This window comes from Haemophilus parainfluenzae (genome assembly GCF_003252795.1).
Classification (GTDB): Bacteria; Pseudomonadota; Gammaproteobacteria; order Enterobacterales; family Pasteurellaceae; genus Haemophilus_D; species Haemophilus_D parainfluenzae_K.
In genome coordinates this window covers 160,745-184,108 of sequence record NZ_QEPQ01000003.1, presented here as the reverse complement: position 1 = coordinate 184,108, position 23,364 = coordinate 160,745, and the positions used below count along the sequence as shown (strand labels likewise).

Sequence of the window (23,364 nt, the reverse complement as noted above, 5' to 3'; positions counted from 1 at the left end):
ATCCTTATATTTTCTTATTCTGCATAAGCCTTAATATTTTTCAATGCTTTTTGCCAATTACTTGGCTGAATATCAAAAACTTGCTGAATTTTAGTTAAATCTAAGCATGAGTTTGCTGGACGTTTTGCTGGTGTAGGATAATCAGCAGTAGTAATAGAATTCACAAGCGGTGCCTTTTCTAGTACTTTTTGTGAAACAGCTTCAGCAAAAATCGCTTTTGCAAAATCATGCCAACTGATACAAGGTTCACCTGTGAAATGGTAAATGCCATATTGAACATCTTCGCCAGCAATAATTTTTTCTGCGATTTGAATTAAGCTTGCTGCAATATCACCTGCATAGGTAGGCCCGCCAATTTGGTCTGCTACGACGCCTAATGTATCGCGAGTTTTTGCTAAACGTAACATCGTTTTCACGAAGTTATTGCCGTGTTCGCCAAATACCCAAGCTGTACGCAAGACAATAAATTTATCGTTCGCTTTTGCAACAGCTTGCTCACCTTCTAATTTTGTTTTGCCATATACGCCTTGCGGATCGGTAGCATCAGTTTCTTTATATTTTCCTTCTCGCTGCCCATCAAAAACGTAATCGGTTGAGATATGTAAAATGGTTGCCCCTACATCTTTTGCGGCTTCTGCCAAATATTGCGGGCCTTTCACATTAATGGCTTTGGAAAGTTCTACTTCTGTTTCAGCACGATCCACAGCTGTGTGTGCAGCGGCGTTGATAATGACATCAGGATGGAAATTTTCAATCGCATTTTTTACCGCACTTTGATCGGTAATATCAAGTTCATCACGGTCAACGGCTAAAATTTCGTGTTTACCTTGTAATTGCTGCGTTAAACAGTAGCCAACTTGCCCTTTAGCACCCGTAATCAAAAATTTTGCCATTCTATTTGCCCTCTTTGATTAAACGAAGTAGGTATTGACCATATTCGTTTTTCGCCATCGGTTTTGCCAATGCCTCGACTTGTTCAGAAGTTAACCAACTATTACGCCATGCAATCTCTTCTAAACAAGCGACTTGCAAGCCCTGAACATTTTCAATGGTACGCACGAAAGAAGCAGCTTCGTGTAAACTTTCGTGCGTACCTGTATCTAACCAAGCGAAACCACGTCCAAGTAATTGCACGTTTAATGAACCGTCTTTTAGATACATTTCATTTAATGTGGTGATTTCTAATTCACCACGCGCTGAAGGTTTAACTTGTTTTGCAAAATCAACCACACGGTTATCATAAAAATATAATCCTGTTACGGCATAGTTAGATTTAGGTTGGGCAGGCTTTTCTTCGATTGAAACCGCTTTGAAGTTTTCATCAAATTCAACTACGCCGAAACGTTCAGGATCTTTTACAAGATACCCGAATACTGTTGCACCACTTGGTTGAGCAACTGCTTCTTGCAACATTTGAGAGAAATGCTGACCATAAAAAATGTTATCGCCTAATACTAAACAACAGCTATCTCCATTGATAAACTCTTCACCAATAAGAAATGCTTGGGCTAAACCATCTGGGCTTGGTTGAATTGCATACTGTAAATTCACACCAAAGTCTGAACCATCACCTAATAAGCGCTTGAAACTTTCATTATCTTCAGGGGTAGTAATAATAAGAACATCGCGAATACCCGCTAACATTAATACTGAAAGTGGATAGTAAATCATCGGTTTATCATAAACAGGCAAAAGCTGCTTAGACACACCTAGAGTAATGGGATAGAGGCGAGTACCAGAACCGCCTGCAAGAATAATACCTTTCATAAGGAGACCTTTAAAAGAGCGGATAGATTTTCTTAAATTTTTGTAAATTATTAGGAAAACTTCACCGCTTGTTAATAATTAGTTACCTAAACGCTCACGGTTATACGAGCCATCTAATACACGGCTCCACCATTTTTTGTTATTTAAATACCATTCTACCGTTTTGCGGATACCTGATTCAAAAGTTTCTTGTGGCTTCCAACCTAATTCTCGGCCAATTTTGGCTGCATCAATCGCATAGCGTACATCGTGACCTGGGCGATCTTTCACATAGGTAATAAGATCTTCATATTTTGCTACACCTTCTGGTTTATTTGGTACTAACTCTTCTAATAAACTACAAATAGTATGTACTACATCAATATTTGCTTTCTCATTATGTCCACCGATGTTGTATGTTTCCCCTACTTCTCCTTCGGTTACGACTTTATATAATGCACGCGCATGATCTTCTACAAATAACCAGTCTCGAATTTGTTGACCATTTCCATAAACTGGTAATGGTTTTCCATCTAGTGCATTTAAAATCATTAATGGAATAAGTTTTTCAGGGAAATGAAATGGACCATAGTTATTTGAACAGTTAGTCACAATCGTTGGTAAACCATAAGTACGCAACCATGCGCGAACCAAGTGATCGCTAGAGGCTTTAGATGCTGAATAAGGACTGCTAGGTGCATAAGGTGTAGTTTCAGTAAACAAATCATCTGTTCCTTCTAAATCACCATATACCTCATCTGTTGAAATGTGATGAAAACGAAATGCTGCTTTTCTCTCATCATTTAAAGTATTCCAATAGGCTCGAGCTGCTTCTAATAGCGTGTAAGTGCCTACTATATTTGTTTCGATAAAAGCTGCTGGCCCATCAATAGAACGGTCAACATGACTTTCTGCCGCTAAATGCATTACGGCATCAGGTTGATGATGTTCAAATACACGCAACAATGCTTTTGAATCACAAATATCCACTTGTTCAAATGCATAACGTGGATTATTTTCTACAGATTCTAAAGATTCTAAATTACCTGCATAAGTTAATTTATCAACATTTACCACGTTATCTTGCGTGCTTTCAATAATGTGGCGAACAACTGCAGAGCCAATAAAACCAGCACCACCAGTAACCAAAATTGTTTTGCTCATTTTCATCCTCTTGGTTATTTAACAAATAAAACATTGCCCTGTATTCTATTTGAAATAATACTATTTCACAATTAAAGAATACAATACTTATGAAAAAAGTGCGGTCAAAAATGACCGCACTTTTCTTATTCAACAACTTGAATTCTGTTGTTTATCATTATGCATAATACATCTCAAACTCAACAGGATGTGGTGTCATATTTAAACGCTCTACCTCTTTACGTTTAATATTAATAAATGCTTCGATAAAGTCTTTCGTAAACACACCACCTTGCGTTAAGAATTCATAGTCTTTTTCTAATGAATTCAACGCTTCTTCTAGCGAGCTCGCAACTGCTGGAATATCTTTTAATTCTTCTGGTGGAAGATCGTAAAGATTTTTATCCATTGCATCGCCTGGGTGGATTTTGTTTACCACGCCATCAAGGCCAGCCATCAATAATGCAGCGAATGCAAGGTACGGGTTTGCCAATGGATCTGGGAAACGAGCTTCAATACGGATTGCTTTCGGACTAGTTACTGCTGGAATACGAATTGACGCAGAACGGTTACTTGCAGAGTAAGCCAACAATACTGGCGCTTCAAAACCTGGCACTAAACGTTTGTATGAGTTAGTACTTGGGTTTGTGAACGCATTTAATGCTTTAGCATGCTTAATGATACCGCCGATGTAATAAAGTGCGGTTTCAGAAAGGCCTGCATATTTATCACCTTGGAAAATGTTTTTGCCATCTTTGCTTAATGACATATTACAGTGCATACCAGAACCATTATCACCCGTAATTGGTTTCGGCATAAAGCAAGCGGTCTTACCATGTTCTAATGCAACGTTTTGCACCACATATTTATAGATTTGTGTTTCATCCGCTTTTAAGGTTAAGCTGTTGAATTTGGTTGCAATTTCGTTCTGACCTGCTGTTGCCACTTCATGGTGATGAGCTTCGATGACTAAGCCCATTTCTTCTAAAATTAAACACATTTCAGAACGAATATCATGAGCGGTATCAATTGGTGCCACTGCACAATAACCACCTTTTTTCAATGGACGGTAAGCATTGTTTCCGCCTTCATATTTTTTATTGGTGTTCCAAGCGGCTTCAATATCATCAATGGCGAAAGAAGCACGGTTCATTGATACATCAAAACGTACATCATCAAATAAGAAGAACTCAGGTTCTGGACCAAAGAATGCCTGATCTGCAACGCCTGTTGAACGCATATAGTTTTCAGCTCGAATAGCGATTGAACGCGGATCACGATCATAGCTTTGCATAGTTGTTGGTTCATACACGCTACAACGAATTGAAAGTGTTGGGATCTGCGCAAATGGATCGACTACTGCAGTTTCAGCAATTGGCATTAAAAGCATATCGGCTTTGTTAATGGTTTTCCAACCTTCAACAGAAGAGCCATCGAACATTTTGCCATCTTCAAACATATCTTCATCAACAAGGCTAACCGGGATAGAAACACCGTGTTCTTTACCTTTAATGTCGGTGAAACGAAGTAGCACGAACTTAATATCGTTCTCTTCGATCAGTTTAAATACGTTGGCAATTGCATTTGCATTTGGCATAAGGAGTCCTCTATTTTGCTATGTGTATAATCTTTAATAAAATTAAAAGAGCATTATAACGCAATCGCTTGCTTTTTTCATAAGATTTATTTTATGTCCTGGCATAGCAGAGCAGCGAAATATCGTGTATAATTTTTGCCCTTTCGAGATTCTCGTAGAGTGAGTTTACTCACTAATTCAAACTACTTGGACTATTCGGTGGCATTAAAATTCCACCCTACAAAACTTAAACTTTAAGAACGTAATAAATGAAAAACGACATTGATATTAACAAATTGCGCAATATCGCAATTATCGCTCACGTTGACCATGGTAAAACCACCCTCGTTGACAAACTCCTTCAACAATCTGGTACATTTGAATCAACTCGTGGTGATGTTGATGAACGCGTAATGGACTCAAACGATCTTGAAAAAGAACGTGGCATTACCATTCTTGCAAAAAATACCGCAATTAACTGGAATGGTTATCGCATTAACATCGTAGATACCCCAGGACACGCCGACTTCGGTGGTGAAGTAGAACGTGTACTTTCTATGGTGGATTCTGTACTTTTAGTGGTAGATGCCTTTGACGGCCCAATGCCACAAACGCGTTTCGTGACACAAAAAGCCTTTGCTCATGGTTTAAAACCAATTGTAGTTATCAACAAAGTTGACCGCCCAGGCGCACGTCCTGATTGGGTGGTGGATCAAGTTTTCGATTTATTCGTTAACCTTGGTGCAACCGATGAGCAATTAGACTTCCCTATTATCTATGCATCTGCATTAAATGGTGTCGCAGGTCTTGAACACGAAGAATTAGCAGAAGACATGACCCCATTATTTGAAGCGATTGTTCAACACGTTGAACCGCCAAAAGTGGAACTTGATGCCCCATTCCAAATGCAAATTTCCCAATTAGACTATAACAGCTATGTGGGTGTTATTGGTATCGGTCGTATCAAACGTGGCTCAATCAAACCAAATCAACCTGTGACGATCATTGATGGCGAAGGTAAAACTCGTCAAGGCCGTGTAGGTCAAGTATTAGGTCACCTTGGTTTACAACGTTATGAAGAAGATGTTGCTTACGCAGGTGATATCATCGCGATTACGGGTTTAGGTGAATTAAATATCTCGGATACTATTTGTGATATCAACGCGGTTGAAGCACTACCTTCATTAACCGTTGATGAACCAACCGTAACCATGTTCTTCTGTGTAAACACTTCTCCGTTTGCGGGTCAAGAAGGTAAATATGTGACTTCTCGTCAAATTCTTGAACGTTTAAACAAAGAGTTAGTTCACAACGTGGCATTACGCGTAGAAGAAACACCAAACCCAGATGAATTCCGTGTTTCTGGTCGTGGTGAATTACACCTTTCTGTATTAATTGAAAATATGCGTCGAGAAGGTTATGAACTTGCGGTTTCTCGCCCTAAAGTAATCTACCGTGAAATCAACGGTAAAAAACAAGAACCTTACGAGCAAGTGACTATCGACGTGGAAGAACAACACCAAGGTTCTGTCATGGAAGCATTAGGTATCCGTAAAGGTGAAGTTCGCGATATGATGCCGGATGGCAAAGGTCGTGTACGTTTAGAATACATCATCCCAAGCCGTGGCTTGATCGGTTTCCGTGGTGAATTCATGACTATGACATCTGGTACTGGTTTACTTTACTCTAGTTTCGATCACTACGATGACATCAAACCAGGTGAAATCGGCCAACGTAAAAACGGTGTATTAATTTCTAACGCAACCGGTAAAGCACTTGCTTATGCACTATTTGGTTTACAAGAGCGTGGTAAATTAATGATCGAAGCTAACGTAGAAGTTTACGAAGGTCAAATCATCGGTATTCACAGCCGAACAAATGACTTAACCGTAAACTGTTTACAAGGTAAAAAACTCACCAATATGCGTGCATCGGGTAAAGATGATGCCATCGTCTTAACCACACCGGTGAAATTTACACTTGAACAAGCCATCGAGTTTATCGATGATGACGAGTTAGTGGAAGTGACACCAGAATCGATCCGTATCCGTAAAAAACTCTTAACGGAAAACGATCGTAAACGTGCAAACCGTACGACAACTAGTACGAGTACTCACTAATTAAAAACGTGCGGAAATTTGACCGCACTTTTAAACAAACAAAAGGCGAACATGATGTTCGCCTTTTTATTTCATGATTAAAACTAGCCTAATCTGACTTTCTCGCCACCAAATTCATCGAGTAAGTTTTCGGTCAGTTTAGATAAAATGCCCGTCATTAATACAAAATCAGCATCAAAACGTTGCGCATAATCTTCTTTTAAAATATCCGCATTTTTCTCACGCACTGCATCAGCAAATTTTAAACGTTTGAGCGTGCAATCTTCATTAAATACAAACGTCAGCGTATCTTCCCACTCCAATGCGAGTTTGCTCACCACTTTTTTGCCATCTTGTAAAAGTGCGAGAATCTCTTCATTTTCTAAAGGCTGTTTCTTACAACGGATCACGCTGTCTTCTTGGCTTCCTCGCAGTTCAGCCTCTTCTAATGCCACCAACCAATGCGGGATTTTTTCCTGCACAATCCAATCCGTTAAAATGGTCGAAGGTTCATTTGCAAATGCCAACGGTACAACGGGTAACGAACCAAGTGATTTACGTAATAACGCCAAGGCATCTTCTGCTCGTTTACTCGATGCCGCATCGACATGCACAAGGTTGTTCTCTGTATCAATCCATACAGAAGTTTGCTGATTTTTAGTGAATGCACGTGGCAATAAATTCATCACCACATCATCTTTTAACGTTTGTTTTTCCGTTTTCTTCAATTTACGGTTTTCTTTTTGCTCTAGGCTTTCAATGCGTTCATCTAATTCACGTTTTACCACATTCGCCGGCAACATTTTTTCTTCTTTTTTCGCAACTAACAAAATGTGTTTACCCACTGAAAAATGCAATAATTCGCTGCCTTTCAACGGATTCGTCCAGCCAAATTTACTTTGATCTTGTGAACCACAAGGATGAAATTCACAATCTGACAACTGGCGTTGTAATTCATTAAGATCCCAATCTAAGGGCTTAGTCAGCCTATATGACATTAAATTTTTAAACCACATCGTAACACTTCCTTCATAATAGGGTAAAATACGCGACATTGTAGCCCATAAACTCACGGGAAAAAATGATGCAACAGAAATTAATTGCCTTCATCGGCGGTGGCAATATGGCACAAGCGATTGTGTTAGGCCTATTAAAGCAAGGTTATCCTGCCGATAAAATTATCGTTAATGATCCTAATGAAGAGAAACGTGCTTTTTTTGCTCAATATGGCGTCGCCGTTTCTACGGATAACGAGCAATCCATCACACAATCTCAAGTTGTGTTATTTGCCATTAAGCCACAAGTGCTAGCCGATGTTTGCAAGCCATTAAGTGCGGTTGATTTATCTGATAAATTAATTATTTCTATTGCAGCAGGAATTTCGACTGCCCGATTAGCTGAACTCCTTCCAACAGCAAAATCCATTGTTCGCGTGATGCCAAACACACCTGCATTAGTGGGTGAAGGCATGGCAGGCTTATTTGCGGACAAAAACACACCTGAAATTGACCGCGCTTTTGCGGAAGATTTACTTTCAGCTGTAGGGAAAACCACTTGGGTGACAAATGAAGATCAAATGCATGCAGTCACCGCTGCATCTGGCAGTAGCCCAGCTTACTTCTTCCAATTTTTAGAAGCCATGCAACAAGGCTTAATAGAAATGGGCTTAGATGAAAACCAATCTCGTGAGTTGGTACAACAAGCCATGTTAGGCTCGGCGAAGTTGGTGATTGAAAATCCTCAAATAGCCCTTTCCACATTACGAGAAAATGTCACCTCAAAAGGCGGCACCACCGCAGCCGCATTAAATGTATTCAATCAACACCAATTTAACGACATTATTAAACTAGCGATGCAAGCCTGTGTGGCACGCTCACAAGAAATGGAAAAATTATTCTAATGCAAGTTCGTCCTTTTACTTGGCTCGCCTTGAGCTTTTTTGGTTACTACTGTGCCTACGGTGTGTTTCTTCCGCTTTTCCCTGCGTGGTTGAAAACACAATCTTATAGCGAAGAAAGCATCGGCTTATTGCTTGCCTGTGCCTACATTTTCCGTTTCAGCGGCGGTATTTTATTTTCTGGCTTAATCAAACGTGTTTCCCTCTTAGTAAATGGGTTACGTTATTTAGGTGTGGCCAGTGCCATTACAATGGCCTTAATTGGACTGATGTCACACAATTTCTGGCTATTATTTATTGGACTTGCATTGTATTCCATGGTGAATGCAGCCGGTATGCCGATTGGTGATAGTCTCGCCAGCACGTGGCAACAGCAAATTCATTTAGATTACGGTAAAGCGCGCTTAATTGGCTCCTTTGCGTTCGTTGTCGGTGTGATGGTATTCGGTTATTTTATTGGACTCGTGGGTGAACAATATATTACTTGGATGATCACAGGCATACTCGTTTTTTACTGTATTGTGCAATTACTTCATCCGAACCCAATGCCGCAAGATGAACCCCAAAGTGCGGTCGAAAATTCCGTTGGATTTTTAGACTTACTGAAAAATAAAACGACCCTTCGTTTGTTTATTGCGATTTCACTCATTCAAGGATCGCATGCAGCTTATTACTCATATAGCACTATTTTTTGGACAAATCATGGCCACTCCGTTTCCGATGCAGGTTTATTTTGGGGAATCAGTGTATTAGCTGAAATCGTGGTCTTTTTCTTCTCCACCCGATTATTCAAAAACTGGACCATTACAGCCCTTTTCTATCTCACCGGTATTGCGGCTATCGTGCGTTGGCTCGCTTTCGGTTATGCCGATACCTTTGTTGAGATTGTCTTACTACAATGCTTTCACAGTCTTACTTATGTCGTTGGCCATTACGCGACCGTGCGTTATATCACCACTCAACCACAAACCCATATTGCGAAATTACAAGGCTTATACAATGCCTTGGCGGGATGTGCAGCCATTGCGATTTTCACTGCGCTTTCTGGCATACTTTATCCAATTTCGCCTGTTTATGCCTTTAGTTTAATGGCTGCCTTTGCCTTCATTGGCTTATTTATCACTCCGCGTGGTGTGAAAGCCTTTTTGGTACATAGAGTGTAAACATGAATAACCTTACGCTAGTCGATTTGTTCTTAAATGAATATTGGATCGAAAAAGGATTGTCTGAAAACACCGTGCAGTCCTATCGTCTCGATTTGACCGCACTTTGTGATTGGTTGGATAAACAAAATTTATCCCTCGAAACTCTCGAACCCTTAGATCTGCAACAATTTTTAGGCAGTCGTTTAGAGCAAGGTTACAAAGCCACCAGCACTGCGCGAATGTTGAGTGCAATGCGGAAATTATTCCAATATTTGTATCGTGAAAAGTATCGTACGGATGACCCAAGTGCTGTACTGAGCTCACCTAAATTGCCAAGCCGCTTACCTAAATATTTAACCGAGCAACAAGTCACGGATTTATTAAATACACCTGATGTCGAAATTCCGCTCGAGTTACGTGATAAAGCCATGTTGGAATTACTTTATGCCACTGGATTACGTGTCACGGAATTGGTCACGCTCACTATTGAGAATATGAATTTACAACAAGGTGTCGTGCGTGTGATTGGTAAAGGTAACAAAGAACGTATTGTACCAATGGGAGAAGAAGCCGCGTTTTGGGTGCGACAATTCATACTTTACGGTCGCCCTATTTTGCTTAATGGGCAAAGCTCTGATGTGGTTTTTCCTAGTCAACGAGCTCAACAAATGACTCGCCAAACCTTTTGGCATCGTATAAAGCATTATGCCGTGTTAGCAGGAATCAATACAGATGCACTTTCTCCACACGTTCTCCGTCATGCCTTTGCGACACATTTGGTGAATCATGGTGCGGATCTCCGTGTTGTACAAATGCTCCTCGGACACAGCGATCTCTCCACCACGCAAATCTATACTCATGTGGCTAAAGAACGCTTAAAACACCTTCATGAAAGATTCCATCCACGGGGATAAAATAAAAAAGTGCGGTCAAATTTATCGTTATTTTTGACCGCACTTTAGTATGAAAAGCTTATTTTAATGACAATAATCTCGCCACATTTTGAGCCGTTGAGATTAAATTCTGCTCGCCCTGTTTGAGAATTGTCGGTAAATCGCCCAGATTACGAATAATTGGGAACACCACATCAATGCCATGTTCATACACCACTTCATAATCCTCACGCAAACAACCCACAATCGCAATGACAGGCTTATTAAATTGTTTCGCCGTGCGCGCCACACCGATAGGGGTCTTACCTAAGATACTTTGCGCATCCATACGGCCTTCACCAGTAATCACTAAATCAGCCTCTTTAACTTGCTCAGCGAGTTTCAAATTATCTAACACGATCTGTACACCGGCTTTCAGTTGCACATTAGGTAAGAGCAATAAACCACCGCCCATACCACCTGCTGCACCCGCACCTGATTGATCTTTAATTTGTTTGCCACAATCTCGCTCGGCAATTTCGGCAAAATGGGCTAATGCAGCATCGAGTTCCTTCACCATCTCAGGCGTGGCACCTTTTTGAGGACCAAAAATCGCAGAGGCGCCTCGTTCGCCACAAAGTGGATTATTCACATCACAAGCCACTTCGATTTGTACGTGTTGCAATCGAGGATCTAAATCAACCAGTTGAATTTCAGCAAGATTAGATAATGCTGCACCACTAAAGCCAATGGATTGCCCATTTTTATCCAATAAACGTAAACCTAACGCTTGCAGCATACCCGCACCACCGTCATTTGTGGCACTCCCACCAATTCCTAAAATGATATGTTGTACGCCAAGATCTAGGGCTTGCTTAATCAACTCCCCCGTACCAAAGCTAGTGGTTTGACAAGGATTTCGTTTATCCATTGGAACAAGATGTAATCCCGATGCGGCCGCCATTTCGATAATCGCCGTTTTACCATCACCCGATAAACCGAAAAAGCTTTTTACTTGATTACCCAACGGTGCTGTGACTTCCGTTTCAATCAGGCGGCCTTGAGTGGCATCCACTAAGGATTGCACGGTTCCCTCTCCCCCATCTGCCATTGGTAATTTCACATATTCATCGTTTGGGAAAATACGTTTAAAACCAGTTTCAATTGCATTAGCCACTTCAAGTGCGGTTAAACTTTCTTTAAATGAATCAGGCGCAATGACAATTTTCATATTTTCTCCTTACACTAATTAAATACACCAAAAATTAAGGTAGACACAATGGTCATCATTAACCCCACTGCACTTTCATAAGGAATCAATTTTAAGCGTTCTTTCATGTCCATATTTACGCTACCACCAGTTGCATGGAAAAAAGAACCATGTGGCATATGATCGAAAACTGTCGCCCCCGCATGAATCATCGCGGCACCTGCCAGACTACTCACTCCCAACTCTAATAGCGTTGAACTAAACACATTCGAAGCAACAGCAGTACCTGCAGTTGTTGATGCCGTAGCAAGCGACATGAGTGCGCCTGAAATTGGCGCAAGGATATAAGAAGGCAAACCCGAATGTTTTAAGCCTTCAATGAGCACATCTTTCATACCGGAATTGGCAATAATACCGGCTAAAGCTCCCGTACCAAGTAGCATAATCGCCACCGGAGCCATTTTCCCTAAACCGCTAATCGCATAGTTATTGGCTTGGCGAAGCTTGCCCATACATAATGCGCCAATCAGACCACCAAGTGGTAAAGCGATTAAAGGATCGACTTTAATATCGGCTAACGGACGAAGTGCCAGTAAGAAGATGGCAACCAAAGGCGCCACAAGTGCGGTCAAAAATGAGGGTAGATTCTGTGTTTCAACTGCGACAACTTCTTGGGCTGAAACGCGCGAACCTTTGCTTCTTAAACGTTTTGCTAATAAATAGGTCAATATTAAGCCAAAAATAGCGGGAATAATCCCTGCCATCATCACTGACGTTAAAGGTAGATGGAACGTGTCTGCCGCCGCGATTGCATTGGGATTGGGTGACATTAAGTTTCCTGCTTTTCCCCCACCAATCATCGCTAAGAGAATGGCAGGTTTTGATAAGTCAGTACGACGAGCAAGTGCTAAGGCAATTGGAGAGACCGTAATCACGGCAACATCAATAAATACACCAACGGCGGTTAAAATTAATGTGGCCAACGCTAACGCTAATAATGCTCTTGTTTCACCTAACTTGTTTGTAATGGTTTCAGCAACGCTATTAGCCGCACCGGATTCAATCAGTACTCCCGCCAATACCCCTGCTGCGAGAATTCGCATGACTGCAGTAGTGATACCTTGAGCGCCTCCGATCATGAGACTCACGGTTTGAGATAAATCAGCGCCGCCAACTAATCCCCCGACTAAAGCCCCGACTAACATACCATAGGCTGGTGAGACTTTTTTCAAAATAAGGAAAATAGCGACGATGAGTGCAATGAGCGCACCTAAGGCTGAGACTGTTGGCATAACGTCCTCCTGTTGATATGAATATGCAAAAATCTTTCTTATTTATATCAGCAAAAGCAGAGGAATAAAATCTTGTCCGACTTCCACCTACAAAAACGGCTTATGTAAAACACATAAGCCGAAATTGTTACTGAAAATTGACCGCACTTTAGAAAAATAAAATACTTCCCCAAACCACGACAACAATGCAAAGAGCGATAAATACCGCTGCTGAACCTTGGTCTTTGGCTCTTCCAGAAAGCTCGTGGCGTTCTGTACCGATACGGTCCACCACCGCTTCAACTGCACTGTTTAACAGTTCTACTGCCATCACAAGTAAAACCGATGAAATCATCAAAGCAATTTCAATTTTAGTGTCACCCAGCCAAAAGGCGAGCGGAATCATAATACACGCAAGAAAACATTCGTGGCGAAATGCGGTTTCATTTTTGAATGCGCTTTTTAAGCCTTGCAAAGAATATTTTGTAGAGTTAATTAAATGAGTTAATCCCGTGGTTTTATACATAAAAGTTCCTATGTTGTAATCTATAAACGTTTTGCTTCGATAACGTCGTCTAACTTTGCTAATCTGGCCAGTATTTTACTTAAACTTTCGACATTTTTCAGTTCAATTTCCATATCCATCGTTGCAACTTGTTTTTTGGTGTCCGCACGGCTTGAAACCCCTAACACGCTGACTTTTTCATTCGCAAGCACGGTAGTAATATCGCGTAATAAACCATTGCGATCACTGGCCACAATGCGAATATTAATATGGAAACCAGCCGCATAATCATCTCCCCAAAGGGCTTCTACCACGCGTTCAGGATGGGCAGCTTGTAATTCAATGAACTGTTCACAATCACAACGATGAATTGAGATACCTCGTCCCATCGTAATGTAGCCTGCAATCGCATCACCTGGAATAGGCTGACAACAACGCGCCATGTGATGCATTAAATTACCGACCCCTTCAACAATGACATAACCTTTATTCTGTTGTTGCTCGGCTTTCTGTTGCGCCTTTTGCTGTGCAGTATTCGCGCTTTTACTCGCCACATGGCGGAGAATTTCTTGATCTGCTTCTTCAGCCGTCACTTTGATCAATCGGCTTTGCAAGAAATTCATCAACTGATTTAAACGAATATCTCCGCTACCAATACCGGCGTATAAATCTTCGAGGTTTCTTAAGTTATAACGCGGCAAGGCAAGCTGCTCAACCTGTTTCAAACTGATATTCAAACGAGCAAGTTCATTATCTAACTGCTCTTTACCCGCTGGAACGTTTTTATCACGATCTTGTTTCTTAAACCACGCTTGGATTTTGGCTCGCGCTTTTGAGGTATGGGTAAAGCCTAAGTTCGGATTGACCCAATCTCGGCTTGGATTTGGGTTTTTCTGTGTGATGATATCCACTTGCTCCCCCATTTGCAGGTGATAAGTGAATGGCACAATACGCCCCCCAACTTTCGCCCCGATACAACGGTGGCCAATCTCACTGTGGATCGCATAAGCAAAATCGAGAGGGGTTGATCCCGCGGGTAAATCAACCACTTCACCTTTTGGCGTAAACACATATACGCGGTCATCAAAGACTTGGCTACGTAATTCAGCCATCACTTCGCCAGAATCCGTAATATCATCTTGCCATGCAAGTAATTTACGCAACCAAGTGATTTTTTCTTCGTAAGCAGAAAGGCTACCTGTCGTGCCCTCTTTGTATTTCCAGTGGGCGGCTACACCAAGCTCCGCATCATCATGCATTTGCTGGGTTCGAATTTGCACTTCAATTGGCTTACCACCTTTGCCTAACACCACAGTATGAATGGATTGATAGCCATTTGGTTTCGGATTGGCGACATAATCATCAAATTCTTTTGGCAAGTGTTTGAAATGCGTGTGGACGATACCGAGCGCCGTATAACAATCTTGCAATTTCTGTACGATCACCCTAACCGCTCTGACATCATATAAGCCACTGAATTCCAAATGTTTCTTTTGCATTTTTCGCCAAATGCTATAGATATGTTTTGGACGACCGTAAACCTCAACCTGATCAATATTTTCTTTTAAATAACCGGTTAATTCTGTCACAAAATCAGTAATATACTGTTCACGATCTAAACGACGCTCATGCAATAATTTGGCGATATTTCGATATTGTTCTGGATGCAAATAACGGAAACAGTAATCTTCAAGCTCCCATTTCAATTGACCGATACCTAAACGGTTCGCCAACGGGGCATAAATATTGGAACATTCTTTGGCTGCCAACACTTTTTCTTCTTCGCAAAAATGATTTTCCGCGTCGCGAAGAAAGGTAATACGTTCGGCAAGTTTGATGATCACACAGCGGAAATCGTCCACCATTGCAAGGAGCATACGGCGCACATTATCTACTTGGGAAGCATTGGCAGAATGACTGGCGTTGAGCTGACGGATGTTATCCATCTCTTCCACGCCTTTGAGTAATTTGGTGATTTTAGGACCAAAATCTTCTTGAATTTGTTCCCAATCTACGAGCTGGTTGGCCACTAATGGGAATAGCATCGCAGTGAGCAAACTCTCACTGTCCATATTCATTTCATGCAGGATTTCCACCATTTCCACACCGGATTGCAATGTAAGGATTGCATTCTCCATTTGATCGGCATGTTCAGCTATTTTGGCTTGGGCATAATACCATGCATCAATCAGGGACTTTTCTACGGGGGCAGCAAGTTTAAGGCTCGAACACCATTGTTCGATCTCAAAATCATGTGGATTTGATAAGTGAGAACCACGAACTGCAACCATAATACCCCCTTGTTGATGAATATGGCTCGGCAACATCCTGTCAGCCGAGTTGTCTTTTTAAGACAACAAAAAAGTCTGACTATTCTATCAGAATTTACGCCTTATTTGATAAATAATGTCACCGACTCCAAATGACTGGTATGTGGAAACATATCAATCATAGCGGTTTTGATAATGCGATAGCCGAAAGAGCGAAGAATCTCAGCATCCCGTACTAAGGTTGCGGGATTGCAAGATACATAGAGAATGCTTTCGGCACCAAGTTCACACAACGCATTCAGTGCAAATGCAGCACCACTACGAGGTGGGTCAAGAAGAATTTTATTGAAATGTTGTGTTGCCCAAGGTTGTTCTAAAAAAGCTTGGTCTAAATCGGCTTGATAAAATTCAACATTCTCAAGATGGTTAAACTGCGCATTCGCTTGGGCTTTTTTCACCATATCCAAAACACCTTCAATTCCAACCGCACTTTTCACGCGTTTGGCTAAAGGCAACGTGAAATTGCCCATACCACAGAATAAATCTAAAACGTGATCGTCCTGATTCAAATCAAGCCAATCTAAAGCCGTCTCAACCATTTGTTGATTTAAGTGGGTATTCACTTGAATAAAATCGCGGATATCAAAAGATAAACGAATATCGTCCAGAGAATAATAAGGCATTTCACCATGCACAAGTTGGATATTTTGATCATCTTGTAAAAACAAATTCACAGCATTGACACGTGCAAACTCGAGTAACAAAGTGCGGTCAGTTTCGGCTAAATTTCCTTTGTAACGTAACAACATGGCTACGCCATTACCCGCTGAAACTAATTCAATATGCCCTAATTGTTTCGGGGCTGAATATTGAGTCCAAAGTTCGGTCAATTTTGGGATAAGATGATTGATTGCAGACTCTGCGACTAAGCATTGCTGAATGCTGACTAACTGATTGGAGTTTTTCTGACGAAATCCCATGTCAACGGTTTTGTTTTTAGCATTCCATAGCAAACTTAATCGTATACGACGGCGATAGCCCCATTGTTCGCCACAAATCATTGGCATTAATTGAATAGGCTCTGCTTGCAGTTTACTTAAACGAGAAAAAAGTGCTTTCTCTTTCGCTTTATGCTGCATTTCCACCGGAATATGCTGACCTTGGCATCCACCACAACGGCCATAATAAGTACATTGAGGCTCAACACGCTGCTTACTCTCTTGTAGCCATTTTTGTGCAGTCGCTAATCCATATTGACGTTTTTCATCAGTCACTACCGCTTCCACTTTTTCCGTTGGCAAAGCATTTTCAATGAACCAGGTTTTACCTTGAATTTTGGCTACGCCTAATCCTTGATAATCTAAATCCTGAATTTCTGCGACGATTTTTTGCGTGGTTTTCTGTTTTTTTTGTGGAGCGTAAAGTAAAGCCATGGTGATGTTTTAATCTGTTTGTATCAAAGAAAGGGATTATTTCAAATAAAGTACGTTTTGTGTAAATAATTCTCGGCTTTTCAGCGGTTTATCGCCTAAATAAGGTTTAAGTGCGATGCGGGTAAAGCGCTTTGCCGCTTGTAATACAGCCTCATCGGTGAATTCCAAACGGTCAAAAGCAAGCAAATCTCTGCCATAAAAGGTCAAGTTATCTTTCACCAACGAAGCGATAAAACCCTTTTCCGCACGATATTGGTAAGTCATCGATTCATCCACTGGTAAACCTGAACCTGCACAATGCAGAAAATCAATGCCATAACCTAAGATTTTAAGTAAATGAAATTCAAATAAGCGCAATGTAGGCTCAACCTGTGGCTGAGTGGCTAAGCCTGTTAAGCATTGCAGATAATGCTGAAAAAGTTGTGAATTGGCCGTTTCGGGCTCGATCACTCGCGTAATCAATTCATTCACATAAAAGCCGCTGTATAAAGCCGTTTGCTGCAAAGGTAGCGTAATTGCCGCGGGCTCTGCTTTCGTGAGTGTTTTTAATGCGCCTTTTCCTGACCAACGAAGAAGTAATGGCGTAAAAGGCTGTAAGACAGATTTCCATGCCGAACGTTTCGCACGTGCACCTTTTGCAATAACCGTCAAACGTCCTGTTTCTTCAGTGAATAAATCCACCAAAAGGCTAGTTTCACTATAAGGACGACGATGTAACACAAAGCCGCGTTGGAGATCCATAAAAGAATTATTTGCCTGATTTTAATTCACTTGGTTGTTTAACACAGCGTTCTACGAGCACTTCACCTACGCTAGTTTGTAATTGACTGAAGTCATCACGCTCCTGCCAATACCAACGAATATTCGCATAATTTCTCCCACGCTCAGAAATCACTCGTGTCAATTTTTCAGTTACATCATTAAAAGTAACGGTCACCTGACTGAGTGTTTTTTTACTTTTCTGTTTTTGCTTGGTATGAACCACACTCACTTCTTTATTGCCTTTACACAAATAAACCGTCGCTGAACCCTTTTGGGATTTTTTATCAACGGTTTGCACTTTCATTTTCTGTGGTGCGGGTTTGCTTAACTCAACATTTTGTGAACAAGCGGAAAGACAAAGTGCGGTTAAAATTACGCTTAATTTTTTTAACATGAATTCTATTTCCATTAAGGTTTGTTTATGATTGCTCACTTTGCGAAATGAGCAAGGATAAACAATCTTATCTAGAAAAATGGGCGATTACTCGCCCACTAAAAATTATTTTTTATACTGATATGAACCATCGGCTTGACGAATGAACTTACCGCCATTTGATAAACGAAGCTCACTCACTCGGCCTTGACTATTCACAGATACCTGTACTTTATCGCCAGGTTTGAAACTGCTTAATGCATTACCTGCACCGCTTGCTTTGGTCATCGCATTCACATCTGAAATATTCAATTTATTATCACGGAATACCTGCATCAGTGAAACACCTTGAGGCACAGTTAATGTTTTTGTCGCACCTGTTGAAGCGGTTTGTGCTGAAGGTTCAGCTGCTTTCACCGCATTGTGGGTTGCTGATTTCGCTTCCACAATTTGAACCTTACTGTCTTTAGTCGCAGCTGGTTTCGCTTCTTGAATTTTACTTGACTCTTTTTTCACGGTTTGAGTCGGCTGAACTGTCGCTTTTTCAGCTACAGGTTTAGGCTGTTTTTTCTCTTGAACCACTGGTGTTTGTTCACGACGAGGTTCTGCTTTATGCTCAACTGTTGCGGTATGTTTTTCTACAGCTGGTTGTACTGTTTTCACGGGTTCTTTAACTGGTGCAGGAGCAACAGCTGGTTGAACCGGTGCAGGTTGAGTTGCTGGTTGTTGAGCAACAGTTTGCTGTGCAGGCTCTACAGGTTTTGATTTTGCGGCATCCGCTTTATCACCTACGTACTCCATGGCTGGAGGTGTATCTGATTTAGTCTCATTTACAGCTTGTTCTGTCATTGCCGGCGCTGCATTGTTATTGTTATCTAATACAGTGGTTTCAACTGGTTGAGACTGATCCAATGATTGGAATTGAACCGGAATTTCATTGCTGTTTTGTTGTTCAAAAGACTCTACCGTATCTGAATTTGGTTTTAGGGTGAAGAAAATGATCAGTAATACCACTAAACCCAAAATAGCAATAAATAAACGGCGATGTTTTTCTGGTAACATTTGTAGAACCTTCCATTTTTCAGGTGATTTCAAGCTTGCTGCTGCAGCGGCTGCCGGTGCAACGGTTTCGGCTTGAGTTGTCACTTCTTCCACAATCTCTTCTGCAGGTGAATTTTCAAAAATCACTTTTTCTTCCGCTACGTTTTCCACTTGAACATTTTCAACAGGCTCTTGAGCGCCGAAAGCACTTGATTGCACTGACTGTTCAGTATTTTCACTTTGGAATGCTTGAGAAGGTGAAAAAGGTTGACTTGCTGCCGCACCAAAAGTTGGTTCGCGGCGAACATGGAATTGTGTATCTGGCTGTTCTTTTTTACCAAATAAACCTTTGGCTTTATCAAAAATTGAGCCACTTTGTTGAACCGGTTTTCTTGGTGTCACAGAGTCAGAGTGATTAAATCCTAAATCTAATTCATTTTGAGATGAATTGTCGTTAGGTTGATTTTTATTATCCACGGTATTACCTCGATTTGCTAAACTAAAGATCGCACAAAAGTGCGGTGAAAAATTGAATCGTATTTTATCGGATCTTACGCTGTGTATAAAGTCTTATTTGGCTCTCCACCGATTTCTCGTGCTAATTTGGGCACTAAATAGCCAGAAGTGAGCGCCTGCAATTCTTTATAAATTTGTAATGCTTTCTCATCTGAAATATAAAAATGGCTCGCCCCCTGCACTTTATCCAACAAGTGCAAGTAATAAGGCAAAATTCCTGCTTGAAACAGCTTATCGCTTAATACTTTTAATGTATGTGGGTTATCGTTCACATCCTTTAAGAGGACCGATTGATTGAGTAAGGTGACTTTAGCCACTGCCAATTTTTGCATAGCGAAAGCGAGTGCCTCATCAATTTCACTCGGATGATTGATATGCGTCACAAACACCGTTTGTAATGGGCTTTTTAGCAATAAATCACAAAATTCATCCGTAATACGCTCCGGAATCACAACCGGCAGACGAGAATGAATACGTAAACGCTGTAAGTGCGGTATTTTTTCAAGACGTTCTAATAGCCACGCCCATTCACTATCCTTCGCCATCATCGGATCGCCGCCCGAAAAAATCACTTCTTCAATTTCAGGATGGGCGGCAATATAGTCTATTGCTTGTTGCCAACTGTTTTTATTACCTGGATTTTGATCGTAAGGGAAATGACGACGGAAGCAATAACGACAGTTAACGGCGCAGCCTCCTTTTGCCATGAACAGCAAGCGATTTTGATATTTATGCAGAATATTAGGCACCGCATTTTTTTGCTGCTCATCTAAAGGATCTTGGCTAAACCCTTCCGCTTCAATAAATTCTTGTTGAGCTGTCATAACCTGCAAAAAAAGTGGGTCTTTCGGATTCCCTTTCTCCATTTTTTCAACAAAAGGTAAAGGCACTCGCATGGCAAAAAGTTTACGGGCAGCGATATCCTCTGCAAAATCGTCAACGGGCAAATTTAAGGTTTTTAATAAGATTTTCGGATCAGAAATCGCATTTTTTAGGGTTTCTAACCAATTTTGTTCTTCTCTAATCGCAATATTTCGGGTTAAAATACGCACTTTCAAACAATCTCTATTTTTTAGGATATTTTTAATATGGCTACATATACTACCAGTGATTTCAAACCAGGTCTAAAATTTATGCAAGACGGTGAGCCTTGTGTGATCGTTGAAAACGAATTCGTTAAACCAGGTAAAGGCCAAGCTTTTACTCGTACTCGTATTCGTAAATTAATTTCAGGCAAAGTATTAGATGTAAACTTCAAATCTGGTACTTCGGTTGAAGCTGCTGATGTTATGGATCTTAACCTGACTTATTCATACAAAGATGATGCATTCTGGTACTTCATGCACCCTGAAACATTTGAACAATACTCTGCTGATGCAAAAGCAGTAGGTGATGCAGAAAAATGGTTATTAGACCAAGCAGATTGTATCGTGACTTTATGGAACGGTGCGCCAATTACTGTTACCCCACCAAACTTCGTAGAATTAGAAATCATCGATACTGACCCAGGTCTTAAAGGTGATACTGCGGGTACAGGTGGTAAACCAGCAACATTAAGCACTGGTGCTGTGGTGAAAGTACCTCTTTTCGTTCAAATCGGTGAAGTAATTAAAGTCGATACTCGTTCAGGCGAATACGTTTCTCGTGTGAAATAATCTTTCATTGAGAGATAAAAAGCGCGGTCAATATTTAATGAATATTGACCGTTTTTTATTGCCTACTCACTCGTTTCAGAAAAATAAAAAATGCGGTTATTTCTAACCGCACTTTGATTGATTATTTCGCTTTTGAGCCTTCTAAATCTAAAGAAGGTTTTCTGTCTGAATTTACACAAATGATTTGTGCTGCAGCATAGAGCGTTGTATTAGGTTTTAAACTAATAGTGTATTTCTCTTGTTTCTTCGGTGCCGCGCGCAAACCTTCGCCCCAGAAATCATCATAAAAATCAGTACGAACTTGGGTTAAATGGTAGTTCTTACAGTTTAAGATTTTATATTGACGAACAGAACGTGCATAACGTCTTTTCTCATTTGGATACACATATAAACCTTTATCCAAATTCACCACCGCATCAAAATGCACTTGGTTTAAATCTTGGTTATCTACCCAAATTGAATCGGTATCAATGTAGTAATTTTTATCTTTTACTAATCGAACATACCCTACTCTATCTTTTGAAGGGGGCGTTAATGTCACCTCTTCTTGTGTAACTGGCGATTGAACAGCTGAACAGCCTGCTAAAAGGGCTACACCTAAAAACGTTAATGCTAATTTTTTCATTTTTCCTCCTTAAAGCTTTCTAAAGCCTGCTGTTAATCTTTTTATACCTTAGCTTAATATTTTACCGTATGTCCATATCCTTCAAGGATCGTTTTAATATGTTCAAGTGACTCTTTTGTCGGTGGTAAAACATCTTCGAGCTCATACTCAAAGCCAAGGGTTTTCCATTTATGAGCCCCTAATCGATGATAAGGGAGAAGTTCGACTTTTTCAATATTGGTCATACCTTCAATAAACTGTCCGAGCAGATGAACATCATGATCATTATCTGTATAGCCTGGAACGACTACATAACGAATCCAAGTGCGCTGATTACGTTTTTGCAGATATTTCGCAAATTCCAGCGTCCGTTTATTTGGTACACCAATCAGGTTTTGGTGTACTTGATCGTTCAGTTCTTTTAAATCAAGCAAAACAAGATCGGTTACATCGAGTAGTTCATCAATAATGTGGTCATAATGACGTACAAAACCATTGGTATCTAAACACGTATTAATCCCTTCTGCTTTACAAGCACGGAACCAATCACGAACAAACTCAGCTTGAAGAATGGCTTCACCACCTGATGCTGTGACACCACCACCGGTTGCATTCATAAAGTGACGATAACTCACCACTTCTTTCATGAGCTCTTCTACACTGATTTCGCGACCACCATCTAGATCCCAAGTATCACGATTGTGGCAATATTTGCAACGCATTAAACAGCCTTGCATAAATAAAATAAAACGAATGCCGGGACCATCCACGGTTCCACAGGATTCAAAGGAGTGAATTCTTCCTAGAACAGACATACATAAATTTCCAAAAAAATAAATCTAGCTAAATTTTACCAAAAATATCATCTATAAAAAATGAGCCTGACTTAAAATCAGGCTCATAATTAAAATATATTTATCAAAGTGCGGTCATTATTCGCTAACTTTTTGAAAGGTTTGCACCACCGGCGCTTGTTCACAATACTCGACCAATACAGGTACAATTGAGGTAAAGTGTGGTGTTGCAAAATGTTGTTCTAAATCGGCTTTGCTTTTCCATTGCTCAATAAAAACATAATGATTAGCTTGTTCGCTATTTTGTTGTAATTCGTAAGATACGCATCCTGTTTCTTGGCGAGTATGCTTAATCAACTCTTGGCATTGAGTGAGAAAATCATTGATTTTGTCTGCTTTTACTGAAAATTGGGCAATAACTGTTAGCATAATTTGCTCTCCTATATATAAAA

22 protein-coding genes are annotated in these 23,364 nt (G+C 40.6%); 5 read left to right on the top strand and 17 right to left on the bottom strand.

Annotated features, from left to right (window positions below; translation table 11 throughout):
- Positions 1-14 precede the first annotated feature (14 nt).
- The 4 genes from rfbD to glnA form a co-directional block, all read right to left on the bottom strand.
- Entirely contained in the window at positions 15-893 is an 879-nt protein-coding gene (rfbD, locus tag DPV81_RS05790) for a dTDP-4-dehydrorhamnose reductase (protein WP_111387220.1), read from the bottom strand.
- A 1-nt stretch (position 894) separates the two neighbouring features.
- Positions 895-1,767 (bottom strand): glucose-1-phosphate thymidylyltransferase RfbA, encoded by an 873-nt coding sequence (gene rfbA / locus DPV81_RS05785; protein WP_070776186.1) that lies wholly within the window; start codon positions 1,765-1,767, stop codon positions 895-897.
- Between the two features lie 78 nt (positions 1,768-1,845).
- Entirely contained in the window at positions 1,846-2,910 is a 1,065-nt protein-coding gene (gene rffG / locus DPV81_RS05780) for a dTDP-glucose 4,6-dehydratase (RefSeq protein WP_111387218.1), read from the bottom strand.
- Between the two features lie 157 nt (positions 2,911-3,067).
- Positions 3,068-4,486, bottom strand: coding sequence for a glutamate--ammonia ligase (gene glnA / locus DPV81_RS05775; RefSeq protein WP_049384821.1), 1,419 nt, complete (start codon positions 4,484-4,486; stop codon positions 3,068-3,070).
- 248 nt (positions 4,487-4,734) lie between these two features.
- Between glnA and typA the strand changes: the two genes are divergently transcribed.
- Entirely contained in the window at positions 4,735-6,585 is a 1,851-nt protein-coding gene (gene typA, locus DPV81_RS05770) for a translational GTPase TypA (RefSeq protein WP_014064214.1), read from the top strand.
- Positions 6,586-6,668: 83 nt separating this feature from the next.
- On the opposite strand, the gene rdgC is transcribed toward typA, so the two are convergent.
- Complete coding sequence (rdgC, locus tag DPV81_RS05765; protein ID WP_111387216.1) at positions 6,669-7,580, bottom strand: recombination-associated protein RdgC; 912 nt, start codon at positions 7,578-7,580, stop codon at positions 6,669-6,671.
- Between the two features lie 68 nt (positions 7,581-7,648).
- On the opposite strand from rdgC, the gene proC reads away from it, so the two are divergent.
- The 3 genes from proC to xerD are packed head-to-tail and all read left to right on the top strand — an operon-like array spanning position 7,649 to position 10,520.
- Positions 7,649-8,464, top strand: a complete 816-nt coding sequence (proC, locus tag DPV81_RS05760) for a pyrroline-5-carboxylate reductase (RefSeq protein WP_111387214.1) — start codon at positions 7,649-7,651, stop codon at positions 8,462-8,464.
- Complete coding sequence (locus tag DPV81_RS05755; RefSeq protein WP_111387212.1) at positions 8,464-9,624, top strand: 3-phenylpropionate MFS transporter; 1,161 nt, start codon at positions 8,464-8,466, stop codon at positions 9,622-9,624. The genes proC and DPV81_RS05755 overlap by 1 nt, the downstream gene beginning before the upstream one ends.
- A gap of 2 nt (positions 9,625-9,626) precedes the next feature.
- Entirely contained in the window at positions 9,627-10,520 is an 894-nt protein-coding gene (gene xerD / locus DPV81_RS05750) for a site-specific tyrosine recombinase XerD (RefSeq protein ID WP_111387210.1), read from the top strand.
- Between the two features lie 58 nt (positions 10,521-10,578).
- Here the strand turns inward: xerD and DPV81_RS05745 are convergent, their stop codons facing one another.
- The 9 genes from DPV81_RS05745 to epmB all read right to left on the bottom strand — a co-directional run bounded on the left by DPV81_RS05745 (position 10,579) and on the right by epmB (position 20,911).
- Entirely contained in the window at positions 10,579-11,709 is a 1,131-nt protein-coding gene (locus DPV81_RS05745; RefSeq protein WP_111387208.1) for a glycerate kinase, read from the bottom strand.
- 14 nt (positions 11,710-11,723) lie between these two features.
- On the bottom strand, positions 11,724-12,980 hold the full coding sequence (locus tag DPV81_RS05740) for a GntP family permease (RefSeq protein ID WP_111387206.1): 1,257 nt from the start codon (positions 12,978-12,980) through the stop codon (positions 11,724-11,726).
- A 148-nt stretch (positions 12,981-13,128) separates the two neighbouring features.
- Entirely contained in the window at positions 13,129-13,485 is a 357-nt protein-coding gene (locus tag DPV81_RS05735) for a diacylglycerol kinase (RefSeq protein ID WP_005698040.1), read from the bottom strand.
- A 20-nt stretch (positions 13,486-13,505) separates the two neighbouring features.
- A complete protein-coding gene (relA, locus tag DPV81_RS05730; RefSeq protein ID WP_111387204.1) occupies positions 13,506-15,755 on the bottom strand; it encodes a GTP diphosphokinase in 2,250 nt (749 codons plus the stop codon).
- Positions 15,756-15,856: 101 nt separating this feature from the next.
- Entirely contained in the window at positions 15,857-17,167 is a 1,311-nt protein-coding gene (gene rlmD, locus DPV81_RS05725; protein ID WP_111387202.1) for a 23S rRNA (uracil(1939)-C(5))-methyltransferase RlmD, read from the bottom strand.
- A 36-nt stretch (positions 17,168-17,203) separates the two neighbouring features.
- Entirely contained in the window at positions 17,204-17,908 is a 705-nt protein-coding gene (gene recO, locus DPV81_RS05720; RefSeq protein WP_111387200.1) for a DNA repair protein RecO, read from the bottom strand.
- A 7-nt stretch (positions 17,909-17,915) separates the two neighbouring features.
- Positions 17,916-18,323 (bottom strand): MliC family protein, encoded by a 408-nt coding sequence (locus tag DPV81_RS05715; RefSeq protein ID WP_111387198.1) that lies wholly within the window; start codon positions 18,321-18,323, stop codon positions 17,916-17,918.
- A 105-nt stretch (positions 18,324-18,428) separates the two neighbouring features.
- Positions 18,429-19,820 (bottom strand): opacity-associated protein OapA, encoded by a 1,392-nt coding sequence (gene oapA, locus DPV81_RS05710; protein ID WP_111387196.1) that lies wholly within the window; start codon positions 19,818-19,820, stop codon positions 18,429-18,431.
- A gap of 74 nt (positions 19,821-19,894) precedes the next feature.
- Complete coding sequence (gene epmB / locus DPV81_RS05705; protein WP_111387544.1) at positions 19,895-20,911, bottom strand: EF-P beta-lysylation protein EpmB; 1,017 nt, start codon at positions 20,909-20,911, stop codon at positions 19,895-19,897.
- Between the two features lie 36 nt (positions 20,912-20,947).
- Here epmB and efp point away from each other — a divergent pair, with 36 nt between their 5' ends.
- Positions 20,948-21,514 (top strand): elongation factor P, encoded by a 567-nt coding sequence (gene efp, locus DPV81_RS05700; protein ID WP_005695259.1) that lies wholly within the window; start codon positions 20,948-20,950, stop codon positions 21,512-21,514.
- Between the two features lie 121 nt (positions 21,515-21,635).
- Here the strand turns inward: efp and DPV81_RS05695 are convergent, their stop codons facing one another.
- The 3 genes from DPV81_RS05695 to DPV81_RS05685 all read right to left on the bottom strand — a co-directional run bounded on the left by DPV81_RS05695 (position 21,636) and on the right by DPV81_RS05685 (position 23,341).
- On the bottom strand, positions 21,636-22,139 hold the full coding sequence (locus tag DPV81_RS05695) for a surface-adhesin E family protein (RefSeq protein WP_070582679.1): 504 nt from the start codon (positions 22,137-22,139) through the stop codon (positions 21,636-21,638).
- A 53-nt stretch (positions 22,140-22,192) separates the two neighbouring features.
- Positions 22,193-22,933: a pyruvate formate lyase 1-activating protein gene (gene pflA / locus DPV81_RS05690; RefSeq protein WP_111387194.1), complete on the bottom strand. Its 741-nt coding sequence runs from the start codon at positions 22,931-22,933 to the stop codon at positions 22,193-22,195.
- A gap of 117 nt (positions 22,934-23,050) precedes the next feature.
- On the bottom strand, positions 23,051-23,341 hold the full coding sequence (locus tag DPV81_RS05685) for a putative quinol monooxygenase (protein WP_005636456.1): 291 nt from the start codon (positions 23,339-23,341) through the stop codon (positions 23,051-23,053).
- Between the last annotated feature and the right edge of the window lie 23 nt (positions 23,342-23,364).